Source organism: Bounagaea algeriensis (assembly GCF_054491375.1).
The window spans coordinates 1,131,029-1,144,252 of the sequence record NZ_CM137102.1 but is presented as its reverse complement, the minus strand read 5'-3'; the positions used below and the strand labels follow the sequence as shown (position 1 = coordinate 1,144,252).

The 13,224-nt window shown below is 72.9% G+C and carries 10 protein-coding genes and 1 tRNA gene; 4 read left to right on the top strand and 7 right to left on the bottom strand.

The window, feature by feature from the left end; translation table 11 throughout:
- Positions 1 to 51: 51 nt before the first annotated feature.
- The 3 genes from ACVGV2_RS05230 to ACVGV2_RS05220 all read right to left on the bottom strand — a co-directional run bounded on the left by ACVGV2_RS05230 (position 52) and on the right by ACVGV2_RS05220 (position 5,998).
- A complete protein-coding gene (locus tag ACVGV2_RS05230; RefSeq protein ID WP_459164913.1) occupies positions 52 to 2,127 on the bottom strand; it encodes a hypothetical protein in 2,076 nt (691 codons plus the stop codon).
- A 62-nt stretch (positions 2,128 to 2,189) separates the two neighbouring features.
- Positions 2,190 to 3,866, bottom strand: a complete 1,677-nt coding sequence (ettA, locus tag ACVGV2_RS05225) for an energy-dependent translational throttle protein EttA (protein ID WP_459164912.1) — start codon at positions 3,864 to 3,866, stop codon at positions 2,190 to 2,192.
- Positions 3,867 to 3,982: 116 nt separating this feature from the next.
- Positions 3,983 to 5,998 (bottom strand): cytochrome c oxidase assembly protein, encoded by a 2,016-nt coding sequence (locus ACVGV2_RS05220; protein ID WP_459165879.1) that lies wholly within the window; start codon positions 5,996 to 5,998, stop codon positions 3,983 to 3,985.
- 122 nt (positions 5,999 to 6,120) lie between these two features.
- Here ACVGV2_RS05220 and ACVGV2_RS05215 point away from each other — a divergent pair, with 122 nt between their 5' ends.
- The 3 genes from ACVGV2_RS05215 to ACVGV2_RS05205 all read left to right on the top strand — a co-directional run bounded on the left by ACVGV2_RS05215 (position 6,121) and on the right by ACVGV2_RS05205 (position 7,416).
- Positions 6,121 to 6,729 carry a DUF3558 domain-containing protein gene (locus ACVGV2_RS05215; RefSeq protein ID WP_459164911.1) on the top strand — a complete coding sequence of 203 codons (609 nt, stop codon included), beginning with the start codon at positions 6,121 to 6,123 and terminating at the stop codon, positions 6,727 to 6,729.
- Between the two features lie 217 nt (positions 6,730 to 6,946).
- Entirely contained in the window at positions 6,947 to 7,282 is a 336-nt protein-coding gene (locus tag ACVGV2_RS05210; protein ID WP_459164910.1) for a hypothetical protein, read from the top strand.
- The gene (locus ACVGV2_RS05205; protein ID WP_459164909.1) at positions 7,279 to 7,416 is read left to right on the top strand and encodes a hypothetical protein; all 138 of its coding nucleotides are present in this window, start codon (positions 7,279 to 7,281) and stop codon (positions 7,414 to 7,416) included. Before ACVGV2_RS05210 ends, ACVGV2_RS05205 begins: the two co-directional genes overlap by 4 nt.
- Before the next feature lie 88 nt (positions 7,417 to 7,504).
- On the opposite strand, the gene ACVGV2_RS05200 is transcribed toward ACVGV2_RS05205, so the two are convergent.
- Both ACVGV2_RS05200 and ACVGV2_RS05195 read right to left on the bottom strand, forming a co-directional pair.
- Positions 7,505 to 7,578, bottom strand: a tRNA-Arg gene (locus ACVGV2_RS05200).
- A 321-nt stretch (positions 7,579 to 7,899) separates the two neighbouring features.
- Entirely contained in the window at positions 7,900 to 8,550 is a 651-nt protein-coding gene (locus tag ACVGV2_RS05195; protein WP_459164908.1) for a TetR/AcrR family transcriptional regulator, read from the bottom strand.
- Positions 8,551 to 8,631: 81 nt separating this feature from the next.
- On the opposite strand from ACVGV2_RS05195, the gene ACVGV2_RS05190 reads away from it, so the two are divergent.
- Positions 8,632 to 9,909 (top strand): lipase family protein, encoded by a 1,278-nt coding sequence (locus tag ACVGV2_RS05190; RefSeq protein WP_459164907.1) that lies wholly within the window; start codon positions 8,632 to 8,634, stop codon positions 9,907 to 9,909.
- Between the two features lie 65 nt (positions 9,910 to 9,974).
- Here ACVGV2_RS05190 and ACVGV2_RS05185 read toward each other — a convergent pair whose 3' ends face one another.
- Together ACVGV2_RS05185 and ACVGV2_RS05180 are read right to left on the bottom strand one after the other, a co-directional pair.
- Positions 9,975 to 10,562 carry an Rv1733c family protein gene (locus ACVGV2_RS05185; RefSeq protein ID WP_459164906.1) on the bottom strand — a complete coding sequence of 196 codons (588 nt, stop codon included), beginning with the start codon at positions 10,560 to 10,562 and terminating at the stop codon, positions 9,975 to 9,977.
- Positions 10,563 to 10,803: 241 nt separating this feature from the next.
- Positions 10,804 to 13,206, bottom strand: a complete 2,403-nt coding sequence (locus ACVGV2_RS05180) for a GTPase-associated protein 1-related protein (protein WP_459164905.1) — start codon at positions 13,204 to 13,206, stop codon at positions 10,804 to 10,806.
- Positions 13,207 to 13,224 lie beyond the last annotated feature (18 nt).

Sequence of the window (13,224 nt, the reverse complement as noted above, 5' to 3'; positions counted from 1 at the left end):
AAAACGGCGGAAAGCAGCGGGGAACGCATCGGCCTCGCGGGTGTTCGCGGTTCACCCGCCCGCGCGCCGGCGCCGACGCGGGCCTTCTGCTGCGTCTCCGTCGAGCACGGGATCCGCCGTTTTCTCCCCGCGCCGCAGGTTCTCCGCCGCGCGTAGGTCCGAAATGGACGCCGGGGCCCCGTGCGCGGGCAGACCGGCCGGGTCGGTGTCGTCGAACCGGCCGCCCCGCGTGCTCTCGAAGGCCGCGAGCGCACCGGCGAGCAGGTCCGCGAGGCCCGCGTTGCTCGGGTCGACCTCCTCGGCCGCGGGCGCACCGGTGGCTGCTGCCGCGCTCCCGCCCCCGGCATCCGCCAGCCCGGATTCCACCAGCCCGGATTCCGCCGGCCCGGCATCCGCTGGTGCGGCCACCGGCAGCGCGGACTCCTGCGCGGGCCGGTCGGAGCGCACCTCGCGCCCGGTGGGCGGCGCGACGCCAGCTTGATCGGCGAGCGCTGCGAGCTCCTCCGACTCGGAGGTCGGACGACCTCCGCCTCGCCCCTGATGTGCCGCGTCCCGGACGTCGGCTCTCGCGGCCCCGACCCCGGGCCCGGCATGACGGCCGCCGCTCGGCACGCGGGCTGCATCGCTGCGCGCCACCCGATGCCCGGTTCCGGTTTCGGCGGGCCACCCCGATGGCAGGTGACGGGCCAGCACCTCCGCGGCGGGCGTGCGCGTCCGCCGGGAGCGCGGCGAGGCCTCCGCACCCGGTTCCGCGGCCGCACCTGATTCCTGGGGCGCATCCGGCTCCGCGGCGTGCGCCGAACGCGACCGACCCGCGCGCCCGCCTCGTTCGTTCTCGCACGTGCCCGACTGCGCAGCGGAACCCTCCCGTCCGCGTGGTACGGGCACCGCCTCCGCCTCGCCCGGGGGAGGACCCGCGGACTTCACCGGAGCGGGCACGTCCGGCACGGGCCCCGTCGAGTCCGCCGGCCCGGTCGCTGCCGACCGGGTCCCCGCCGATCGATTCCCCGCCGGTCGGGGCTCCGCCCGGGCTGCCCGCGGCACCGGCAGCGCTGCGGGGACCTCGGTGCACAACCGCACCCGGACGGCATGCACGGCGCAGCGCCACCGCCGCTCGACGGCGTAGGCGGTGCGCAGCGCACGCAGGGCGGCGCGCGGACGATCGGTACGCTCGTGCAGCTGCGACAGAGCCCGCTGCACGTCGACACCGACCGCGTCCAGCCCGTGCCGCTCGGCAAGCGCCGCGGCGTCGTGCAGCACGCGCACGGCGGTGTCGAAGTCGCCGCGCGGGGCCTGCACGCGGGTGGCGAGCACGAGCCCGAGCCAGGCCAGGTGGGGCGCGGACGCTGCGCGGGCGGGCTGGCGCACGGCGTGCGCGGCGATGGTTTCGGCCTGTTCCCGCGAACCGAGTTCGAGCAGGGCCTGCACCCGTTCCAGCACGAGCCACGCCCAGGCCGCACCGCTGTCGGCCGCGGGATCGTCGAGCTCTTCCAGCCGCGCCAGACCGGCCTGCGCAGCCCCGGCCGCGGCGCGGAACTCCCCGCTGCGGCGCCGGTGCACCGCGCGCGCGGCGGCGACGCGCGCCAACGCGGGCAACGCGGCCCGCGCGGGCAGGGCGGAGTAGAGCCGTTCGGATTCGTCGAGTGCTGCGACGCGTTCCGCGGGCGGCTGCGGCAGGGCCGCTGCGGCCAGCAGGGCGTGCGCGCGCAAACCGGCGGGCACCTCGGAGTCGAGCACCGAGCGCAGCGCGCGCCGGGCGGTCTCGGGCGCACCGCACGCACCCGAGCACCAGGCGAGCTCGACGTACAGCTCGCCGAGGATCCGGTCGACGGCGGGATCGGCGGTGTGGCGGGCGGGCAGCTCCCGCACCACCGGCACCGCGCGTCCCGCCGCCGTGACGGGTCGACCGAGCCGATTGGCGGCGAAGGCGGCGAGCGTCTCGGTTTCGAGGCGGACGGTCCAGTCGCCGTCATCCCGGTCGCCGTCACCCCGGTCGCCGTCATCGGCTGCGCCCGCGCGGGCGCACCACGCCCAGGCCAGTTCGGGCGCTCGCCACCGCACATCACGTGCGGCGGCGAGCGCTGCCCGAACCGGGCCGCCGGCGTGGGGACCGGGTTCGTCCGCCACAGCCCCTCCTGTGCTTTCCGGGGCCTCCCGTGCCTTCCGGGCGCCCGCGTGTTCCGGGCGGTTCAGTCCCGGGTGAGCTTGCGGTGCGTGACCCGGTGCGGCCGGGCCGCTTCCGCACCCAACCGCTCGACCTTGTTCTTCTCGTAGCCCTCGAAGTTGCCCTCGAACCAGAACCACTTGGCGGGGTTCTCCTCGTCGCCCTCCCAGGCGAGGATGTGCGTGGCGACGCGGTCGAGGAACCAGCGGTCGTGCGAGGTGACCACGGCGCAACCGGGGAACTGCAGCAGGGCGTTCTCCAGCGAGCTCAGCGTTTCCACGTCGAGATCGTTGGTGGGCTCGTCCAGCAGCAGCAGGTTGCCGCCCTTCTTCAGCGTCAACGCCAGGTTGAGCCGGTTGCGTTCACCGCCGGAGAGCACGCCCGCGGGCTTTTGCTGGTCCGGTCCCTTGAACCCGAAGGCGCTCACGTAGGCCCGGGACGGCATCTCGACCTGGCCGACGTGGATGTAGTCGAGACCGTCGGAGACGACCTGCCACACGGTCTTGTCCGGGTCGATGTGCTCCCGGTTCTGGTCCACGTACGACAGCTTCACGGTGTCGCCGACGCGGACCGCGCCCTCGTCCGGCTCCTCCAGCCCGACGATGGTCTTGAACAGCGTGGTCTTGCCGACGCCGTTCGGACCGATCACGCCGACGATGCCGTTGCGCGGCAGGTCGAACGAGAGGTCGTCGATGAGCAGGTTGCCGTCGAAGCCCTTCTTCAGGTTCTCCACTTCGACGACCTGGTTGCCCAGGCGCGGACCCGGCGGGATCTGGATCTCCTCGAAGTCCAGCTTGCGGGTCTTCTCCGCCTCGGCGGCCATCTCCTCGTAGCGCTGCAACCGGGCACGCGACTTGCTCTGCCGCGCCTTGGCGTTGGAGCGAACCCATTCCAGTTCGTCCTTGAGGCGCTTCTGCAGCTTCGCGTCCCGACGTCCCTGCACTTCCAGCCGCTCCTGCTTCTTCTGCAGGTACGTCGAGTAGTTGCCCTCGTAGGGGTAGGTGTTGCCGCGGTCCAGTTCCAGGATCCAGCCGGCCACGTTGTCCAGGAAGTAGCGGTCGTGGGTGACGGCCAGCACGGCGCCGTGGTACTCCGACAGGAACTGCTCGAGCCACAGCACGCTCTCGGCGTCGAGGTGGTTGGTGGGCTCGTCCAGCAACAGCAGGTCAGGCTTGCTCAGCAGCAGCTTGCACAGGGCGACCCGGCGCCGCTCACCACCGGAGAGCTGCTGCACCGGAGCATCCGGCGGCGGGCAGCGCAGCGCGTCCATCGCCTGCTCCAGCTGGGAGTCCAACTCCCAGGCGTCCGCGTGGTCGAGCTCCTCCTGCAGCTTGCCCATCTCCGCCATGAGCTCGTCGGAGTAGTCGGTGGCGAGCTTCTCGGCGATCTCGTTGAAGCGGTCGAGCTTGCCCTTGATCTCGCCGACGCCCTCCTGGACGTTGCCCAGGACCGTCTTCTCCTCGTTCAGCGGAGGTTCCTGCTGGAGGATGCCCACGCTGTAGCCGGGCGAGAGGAACGCCTCCCCGTTGTTCGGCTGGTCGAGTCCCGCCATGATGTGCAGCACGGTCGACTTGCCAGCACCGTTCGGACCGACGACGCCGATCTTGGCACCGGGGTAGAACTGGAGGGTCGCATTCTCGAGGATGACCTTGTCGCCGTGCGTCTTGCGCACGTTCTTCATGGTGTAGATGAACTCGGCCATACCACGAATCGTAGTGGTGCGTCGCCACCTCGTCCGCATCCGGTGCGGCTATTCACCGCCCACCACCCGCCCACCACCTGCCCACCACCCGCACAGCGCCATCGCAGGCGACGCGGTCAGCCGCGCGTGCGGTCCTGCTCGGCGAGCTGCCGCAGCATCTCGTTGTAGGCGGCGAGCTCGGCGTCGCCGTCGGCATCGGCCTTGCGGTCGATGCGGCGCGCGCTGCGCAGGTCCGAACGCGACCACTGGACCAGCAGCGCCAGGGCGACCACGAGCAGCGGCGCCTCGCCCCCGGCCCAGGCGATGCCCCCGGCGACGTTCTGGTCCGCCAGCAGGTCCTGCAACCACGGCAGGTCCAGGCTGCGGTAGAAGTCACCACCGATCACCTCGTGCGACATCATCAGGATGATGCCGAAGAACGCGTGGAACGGCATCGACGCGAACACCAGGCCCAGCTTGCCGAGGTAGGGCAGCTCGCGCGGCGCCGGGTCCACCCCGATCGCGGGCCAGTAGTAGACGTAGCCGACGAGCAGGAAGTGCGCGTTCATCGCCAGGTGCGCCCAGTGCTCGGACACGGCGAGGTCGTACAGCGGGGTGAAGTACAGCACCCAGAACGAGCCGACGAACAGCGCCAGCGCCACCAGCGGGTGCGTGAGCAGCCGCGAGACCGGCGAGTGCACCGCGGCCAGCAGCCACTCCCGCGCACCCGGCGGTTCGCCCTTGCGCGCGGGTTTCAGCGCGCGCAGCGCCAGCGACGTGGGACCGCCGAGCACGAGGAACACCGGTACGAGCATGTTCAGCAGCATGTGCTGGACCATGTGCGCGCTGAACATCCCCATGGCGTACTTGCCGAGGCCGGTGGAGGTGCACAGCAGGATCGTGGCGCAGCCCGCCAGCCACGCCACCGTCCGCCCGACCGGCCAGCGGTCCCCGCGCTGCCGCAGCCGGTGCACGCCCGCCAGGTACGTCCCGGCCAGCACCAACGCCAGGGTGCCGAACACGAGGTCGAAGCGGAAGTCGAACAGCAGCGTGCTCACCGACGGCGGGTCGGGCAGCGGGAAGCCGATGAGCAGCTCGACCCGCCCGGGCGGCGGCCCCAGCTCCGCGGGCGGCGGGGTGCGTCCGAGCGCGACGGCCACCCCGACCGTGGCGAGCATGACCAGCACTTCCAGCGCACCGAAGCGCAGCAGCTCGCCCTTGCCCGCACCGCCGTCGAGCCGCCGAACCGACCGGCGGCGCTGCAGGTATCCGAACACGCCGAGCACGGCCAGGGCGACGATCTTGACCAGCAGCAGCGTGCCGTAGTCGGTGGTGAGCACCTCCGCCGGCGAGGTGCGCACGAACATGTTGACCACGCCGGAGAGGGCCATCGCGAACCAGCACCACAGCGCTACCGCGGAGAACCGGCGCGTTACCAGCGGCAGGTGCGCCCCGCCGCGCGCGGCGTGCGCCAGCAGCGCGACGAGCCCGCCGACCCAGAGCATCGCGCCGAACAGGTGCAGCAGCAGGCTGTTCATGGCCAGGTCGTGCGCCCCGCCGCTGGCCGAGTGCCCGGTGGCGATGATCGGGAAGACGCCCAGCAGCGCCAGCCCGAACAGGCCCACCGACCAGCCCCAGGACAGCACGAGGCGGCAGCCGATCGCGGTCAGCAGCGCCAGCACGGCGGTCAGCGCCCAGGCCTTCGCCTCGGCCAGCGCGTTGAACAGGCCGAACAGCACCTGCGCGTCCAGCATCCGCGACACGGGCGCGCCGCTGGCATCGGCGGCGGTGAACGGCACCACCAGGGCCGCGCCGACGCACCACACCGCGCCGGCCCAGCTGGCCGCACGCACCGCGGCCCAGCCGTCGGCGGTGAGCTCGCCCGAGCGGCGGGCGGGGATGCCGAACGCCGCCAGCAGCAACGAACCGATGGTGACCAGCGCTCCGACCTCGGCGATCGCGCGCACCACGGGCAGGCCGTAGTGCGTCAGGGCACCGGGATCGGGCAGCCCGAACAGCGCGTGGGAGTCGCCGGCGAAGGCGGCGGTCAGCGCGGCGGCGACGAACGCGGCCAGGACGGTGCCGGTGAGCACGAGGATGCCGATGGTGCGGGACTCGGCGCGGGAACCGCGCTGCGTCCGGGGTTGGTCGATCGGGGGCACGGCATCGTTCGCGGAGGGCACGCGTCGAGCGTAACGAGCACCTGATCGGCGCTTGCCCAGCGGTAGTGGTCGACCTTCGTGCGTGCGGGGCTCGGGCGCTACGGTGGATCGCCGTGAGTGCCGCCCGCCGCTTCCGGTTCGCGCTGTCCTGCGGCGCGGCCGTGCTGCTGCTCGGGTGCGCGGCGCAGATCCCCGGCAGGCCGATCCCCGCTGCGGGGTTCACCGACCCGCCGCAGGAGACGCCGGGCCCAGCGGCACCGGGTGCGGCGACACCGGTGCAGATCCCGCGTCCGCTGCGCGCCGCCGGCGACCCGTGCGCACTGTTGGATCCGCACGACCTGGAACCGGTGGGCGGGCTGCACGGGAGTCCGCACCCGGGCAACCCGTTCCCGGACACGTGCACGTTCCCGCTGGGCACGCCGGGCGACGGCGAAGGGCGCGGCGGGGCTGCGCGCAACACGGCCGCGGCCGGTTTCCACCGGCCGTACGCCGAGGCCGCGCGGGAACAGCCGGACGGGGTCGCGACCTCGGTGCGGGGCTATTCCAGCTGGCTGTACTGCGAGGTGGTGCAGGGCTTCCAGACGTGCACGGCGACCACGGCGGTGACCGAGGAGCGCTCGCTGGTGACGATGCTCTCGCTGCGCGACGCCGCGGCCGCCGACACGACCGCGCGTCTGCACGGCTTGACCGAGGCGGCGCTGCAGCGCCTGCGGCCGCGGTGAGCGGCTGGCCGCGCCGGACGCTGGGTCGCTGGGTCGCTGGGTCACTGGGTCGCTGGGTCACTGGGTCGCTGGGCATGGGAAACCTCCGCGGCGGGTATGCAGGGGGTGCGCGGCGCCGAGCCGATGGCGGTCGAACCGTCCGGTCCTGCGGCTACCGGTGCGCAGCACAGCGACCCTGCAGCACAGCGACCCTGCAGCACGGCGATGAGGAGGAACCGTGGCCGACGCGCAACTGCCGATCGCGGGATTCGACGAGCTCCCGCTGAACACCCTGCAGCACCGCATCCGCTCGTTGACCTCGGACCAGCTGGAGCAGCTGCTCACGCACGAGCGCGAGCACGCCGACCGCGTCCAGGTCGTGGAGCTGCTGAGCAACCGTTTGGAAGAGCTGGCCGAGGGCGCGGAGCCCACGCCGGGTGAGGGCGAGCCGATCGACGTGCCCGGCAAGTCGGCGCACGGCTCACCGGTCGGCCCCCAGGGGCCGCGCGAGAAGGGGCGTCCGGGCGTGCACGGCACGCGCAGCTCCACCGGCAAGGGCGCCGAGCACAAGTGAGCCCTCGCGCGGCCGCCAGCCCGACCGCCGCCGACATCTGGGACACCGTCGACCAGCTCCGCGAGCAGAACGCCGGCACGGGTGCCACCACCGAATCGATCGTCGCGGACGTGCGAGCCGTTCGTGGCGACTGACTGCGTCATCGACTGCTCGGCCCTGGTGGACGTGCTGCTCGGTGTCGATGCCGCGTCGAACTGGTCTCCTGAACCGCATCGTCCGGGGTGCCCCCAGCTGGACTCGAACCAGCGACCTAAGGATTAGAAGTCCTTCGCTCTGTCCTGCTGAGCTATGGGGGCCGAGCGGTTTCTCCCCATCAACCGCAGCAAGCAGGGTAGCGCTCCGTGGTCGATCTCGTGCCAACGATACCGGCCTGTTGCCGAGTCGGTATCGAACAGCAGCCCGTTCGGCGACAACCCGACCGCCGCCCGGCCGCGCACCTCCTGGCAGCGCCCTCCGCCGGCACCGCTGAACAGCCTTGCTGCGCTGCGATGAGCGCAGCGATCCGCACCCGCGCACGCAACGTCACCAAAAATGCACCCGCAACACGCGGAAAGCGCAGCGCTAGCGGCCGCGCCGCGGCGGGGACCCCGGCCGGACCACCAGCGCGGCCCCCGCCGTCAACGCAACCGCTCGATCACGTGCGGCGACTGGCGCAGCAGGCGACTGACCCCGCCGACGGTGAACTCGGTCAGCAGCTCGAGCAGCGCCTCGCGGCCGGGCGCACCCTCGGTGCGGGACAGGCGCACCATGGACTCCGTCATCGCGAAGTACAGGGCCACGAGCGCGTCGTCGGCACCTCCCGAGCTCACGCCCTCGGCTTCCCAGCGGCGCCGGCTCGCCGCTGCGTAGACGGGCGCGAGCCGGGTGCACAGCTCCGTGAGGCCGGGTCGGCCGGCTCGTTCTGCGACGTGCAGCAGGTCGTAGACCTCGGGGTGGCGCTCGACGAACTCGAACATCCGCGCGTAGCTGCGCCGCGCCACGGGTTCCAGCTCCCCGTCCTCCGGTTCGAGCGCCCCTGCGGACAACGCCGAGACCGCGCGGTCCAGCGCGCGCTGCGCCGCCACGTCGAACAACTCCTCCCGCCCGCCGAACAGTTCGTACACGGATTGGCGGGTGAGGCCGGCCGTGCGGGCGATGTCCTCGATGGTGGCCGAGTCGCCGCTGCGCGCGAACACGTGCACGGCGGCGTCGACGACGAGCTCCCGCTGGCGGTCGACCGGGATCTTGCGCGGGCGCCCCGGCCCGGCTCCCGTCCTACCCGTTGACACGTAACGCACCTCACAGCATTATTTCCGACAATCTTGTCGGATATTCCCCTCCGACGCCCGGTCGACCTCGAAGGAGAGGCGATGTCCCTGCTCCGCAGATTATCCCGTCTCACCGCCCTCACCGCGGCCACAGCGCTCGGCCTCACCGCAGCCACGAGCAGCGGCAGCGCCGCCCCCTCCTTCTACGACCCGCCCCGACCGCTGCCCGCCGGCACCAACGGCGACATCATCCGGCACGAACCCAGCAACTTCTACCTCGACCCGCTCCGCAGCGTCGAAGCCCCAGCCGACGTCGAACGGATCATGTACCGCAGCACCGACGCCCGCGGCCAACCCACCGCCGTCACGGGCACCGTGCTCACGCCGCAGCAGCCCTGGGGCGGCCCCGGACGACGTCCGCTCGTCACCTTCGCCCCGGGCACCCAGGGCATCGGCGACCAGTGCGCCCCGTCGAAGCGACTCGCCAGCGGCGAGGAGTACGAGGGCGCCATGCTGAAAGCCCTGCTGAACAAGGGCTACGGCGTGGTCGTCACGGACTACGAAGGCCTCGGCACGCCCGGCGTGCACACCTACGTCACCCGCGAATCCATGGGCCACGCGGTGCTCGACGCGGCACGCGCGGCGCAACGGCTGCCCGAAGCCGACCTGCCCGACTCCGGACCGGTCGCGACGTACGGTTACTCCCAGGGCGGCGGCGGCTCAGCCGCGGCCGCGGAACTGCAACCGGACTACGCTCCCGAACTCGACCTCCGCGGTTCCTACGCCGGCGCGGTTCCCGCCGACCTGCGGCAGGTGGCCGCAGCGCTGGACGGCAACGTCTCGGCCGGCCTGCTCGGATTCGCCCTCGTCGGCACCGACTCGGCCTACCCGGGGGCGGGCATCCCGGACATCCTCAACGAACGCGGCAAGGAGATGGCGCAGCGGATCCGCGAGGACTGCGTCACCGACGTCCCGCAGTACGCGTTCAACCGCTCCGAGGACCTCACCGCGGACGGCCGCTCGGTGCTCGACCACCTGGACGAGGAACCGTTCCGGTCCATCGTGGACGAGCAGACCATCGGCGAGCGCGCACCGGAAGTGCCCGTGCTCAGCGTGCACAGCATCGCCGACGACATCGTGCCGTACCAGCAGGGTCGCGAGATGACGCGGAAGTGGTGCCGCCAGGGCGCCCAGGTGCAGTTCTCCAGCTACGCCGCACCGACCCACGTCGCTCCCGCCGTGCTGGGAATCCCGGAAGCGGTGCACTTCCTGGAGCAGCGCTTCGCGGGGCAGGAACCGCCCGGCAACTGCGGCGAACTCCTCAACGAGTCCACATCGGACGCGATGGGGCGGCACGCGCGGGAGGCGTCGAACCGGTAGGACGTCGCCGGCCCGTCGCACCCGTTGCGGGAACGACGGGTTCACGCCCCGCCCTGCCGCGCCGCTCACGACCCGCCGCACTGCCAGCGGCGCCACTCGTGGTCCCAGAAGCGGGCCGCGTGCCTGCGCCCCACCACCTGGCACACCCGCGAGAGCAACCAGCAGGCCACCGCGGCGAGCAGCCACAGCAGCACGCCGGTGATACCCGCGACGAGGCCCCGTATCGGGGACGACATCGGTGGCGGGACGCGATCCCCGGATTGGTCCACCCACACGCGCACGGTGTCGCCGCGGGAGAGGTCCAGCGGCACGTCCACGGTGCGCGAACGCGTGCCCGCCTGGTTGTTCCACTGCACCGTGGCTTTCGCCGACTGCTGGTAGTAGCCGTTGCCCGCTGGTGACTGCATCCGCGGCTGCGAGACGAGCACGGCCTGCACCGGCTGCGCCGTGCGCATCGTCGAAGCCGCCCGCCGCTGCAGGTCGCGGTGCACCTCCGCGGCGGCCACCGCGGCCGCCGGGGCGGCCAGCAACGCCGCAGTCGCGAACAGCGCCGTGAGCCCGGCGACCACCCGGTCCACGCGCCGACACAGGGGATTGCCAGAACGCAGCGCGCTGCGCAGCCACGCCAGCTCCTCCCGCCACGCCGCGGCCATGCTCAACCCCCTCGCCGAACGCGCGGCGCACCGGAACGCGGCATGCCACCGGCGCACGCGCTGCCCTCCCGCAGTGACGGCCTCCGCCTGCGGCCTGTGCCACCACCCTGCCAGGGCGAAGCCAGCCCGCCAGCACCAGCAAACGCCCGGGCGCGGAAAGCAGCAGGCCACCCCGGTGGCGTGCTCCGCAGCTCGCCACCGGGGTGGCACGCCGGCTCGCTCGCCGAACCGAGCAAGGGGATCAGCGGCGGCTGATGAACCGACGGAACCACTCGCGTGGTCGCGGTGTGCGCTGGCTGCGGGGTCTGCGCGACAACTCCCGCAGCCACTCCTGCCACGCCCCCGCGGCGTCGTTGTCCACACCGCGCAGCAGGCGGTGCACGCGGATGTAGTCGCCCTGCCGATGCTCGCTCGCCCACTGCTCCAGACGCTTGTCCACCGCGCGCCGCACACCGTCGGGGGCGCTGTCGGACCAGGCCATGGCGAAGGCCAGCGCGACCGCCCGGTCCCGGCGCAGTTCACCGACGCCGCTGTCCTGCCACACCCCGGGCAGGCGTTCGGCCAGCAGCTGCGCGAACGTCTCCCCGCTGCCGATGGCGATCTCCAGCGCCACCCGCAACGACACGTCGAGGACGGAGGAGGCCAGCTCGTCGGCCCGGGCGGTCAGCACCGGTTCGGACACCGACTGCGGCACCTCCACTCCGGACGCGGGCAATTCACCGGTGCGTTGCAGCGCGCCGAGCCAGTGCCGCAGCCGCCCGTCCTCCTCCCACAGCTGGCGCAGATGTTCGTGCTCAGGGCCGGCGTGGTGCACCACCAGCCGCAGCACGTCCAACAGCCCCGCCGACATGGTCGCCCCGTCGAGCACGGCGAACACGCGTTGCGCCAGCGGCTCCCCCACCGCCGAGGACGGCACCACCGCCAGCAGCTCGGCCATCTCCTCGATGCTCGGACGAACCTCGTCGAACAGCGCCCGCCACGCGGCTTCGACGTCGATGTCCGCTTCGGATTTCGCGAGCAGGTCGCGGCAGCGGTCGATCGCCTCCCGGCGGGACTCCGCACCGCGAGCCACGGCTGTGCGCAGCACGAGGGCGTCCAGTTCGGAGGCCGGATCGCGCACCAGCGGCAGCAGCAGCGGCCACCAGTGGTCGCGCACGGCAGCGGCCGCACCACCGCGCTCGGTTCCCGCCGCGCTCTCCGCCGATTCGCGCTCCACCCGGCGGGCGAGTTCCTGCCGCAGCAGTTCCACCAGCTGCTCGCCGCAACTCCAGCGCTGCACGTCGAAGCCGAGCCGGGGTCGTTCGGCCCACCAGCGCACGAACCGCTCCATGGCTTCCCCGGTGCGTTCCAGCCGCGGCGCCAGGTCGAACCGGGTGGCGGTGCGCAGCACAGCGTCCACGCGTTCCGGCTCCGCGCTGTTCACGAACCGTTCGACCAGTTCGGTGGCGTGCTCGACGTCCCGCTCGGACCAGTCCAGCTCCGCCGGCAACGGCACCGCGTCGCCCACGCCCGCGGCCGAGTCCCGCGCCGCGATCAGCTCGGCCCGCAGCATCGCCAGCCACAGCCGCCCGGCACGGGCGCCCAGGTCCACATCGGCGAGGCGGTGCAGCACGCCGCGGTCGGGGTCGGTGGCCAGCAGGGCGTCGAGCACGGGCGCCCACGTCTCCGCTTCGAGCACGTACGGGGCGGTGCGCAGCCATTCGGCGAGCGCGTCGACCGCCTCGGGTGGCGCGGGTTCGTCGAAGGTCAGCACGGCGGCAGCGTGGCGGTCGGCGGCTTCCGGACGGCGCTGCCGCCGTTGCCGTCCGAACTCGTGCGCGCGTTCGACCGCGTCGACCACGCCGAACGGGTCGCCTTCGAGGAACCGCCGCACCCAGAACGCCGCAGCCGGGGTGGGGGTGATGTGACTGCGGGTGCCCTCGGCCACGTTGAACACCACCGCTTCGGACACGCCCGAAGAGTCGGCGAGCGCACCGGCGTTGTCCGGGGTCACGGCAACCACCGGGTAGCGGTGGTCGCGCAGCTCGGGACTGAACACCCGAAACCCCACGCGCAGCGCGCGTTCGCGGGGCAGCAGCAGGGTGGCGGCGACCAGCCAGCGGATCACCGCGGCGGCCTCGGAGGCGATGAACACCACCCGCGCCGGACTCGCCCCCTCGAGCTCTTCCACCGCGGACAGCAGCGCCAGCAGCCAGGACTCGCCTTCCGGTTGTGACAGCACCCAGTCGCGCACGCTCTGCGCGTCCAGGAGACCGGCCTCCGCGGCGCCGACCGCCGGGCATTCGCCCTCCGCGGGAGCGTCGGCCCAGCAGTTCGCGTCCCACAGCTGCGCGGGACGGACGGTGCCGTAGGTGGCGGGCTCGTCGGCCACGAGCGCGTGGGTGAACCGTCCGGGCTCAGCACCGTCGCCGTCGCGGGGCACGCCGCGGGCGGTGACGTAGGCGGTGTCGCAGGCGTGCAGCAGCGAGGGCTGCCGCCGCGCCGGCCCCTCCGGATCGGCTTCGGCGGCCACGCACCGCTCGACGAGGGTGCGCGTGTGCGCATCCGCGTTCGGCGATGCCGCGTGGAACGACAGGCCGCCCCGGTCCACATCCCGCACCGGGGTCTCGACGCAGTGCACTGCTTGGAACTCCCGCGCGCTCATGTCCCGTCCGCTCCGTTC

Coding starts and splice junctions, on each gene's coding strand:
- ACVGV2_RS05190 (WP_459164907.1), top strand. CDS start 8,632: ATGTCCCTGCTCCGCAGATTATCCCGTCTCACCGCCCTCACCGCGGCC.
- ACVGV2_RS05180 (WP_459164905.1), bottom strand. CDS start 13,206: ATGAGCGCGCGGGAGTTCCAAGCAGTGCACTGCGTCGAGACCCCGGTG.
- ACVGV2_RS05185 (WP_459164906.1), bottom strand. CDS start 10,562: ATGGCCGCGGCGTGGCGGGAGGAGCTGGCGTGGCTGCGCAGCGCGCTG.
- ettA (WP_459164912.1), bottom strand. CDS start 3,866: ATGGCCGAGTTCATCTACACCATGAAGAACGTGCGCAAGACGCACGGC.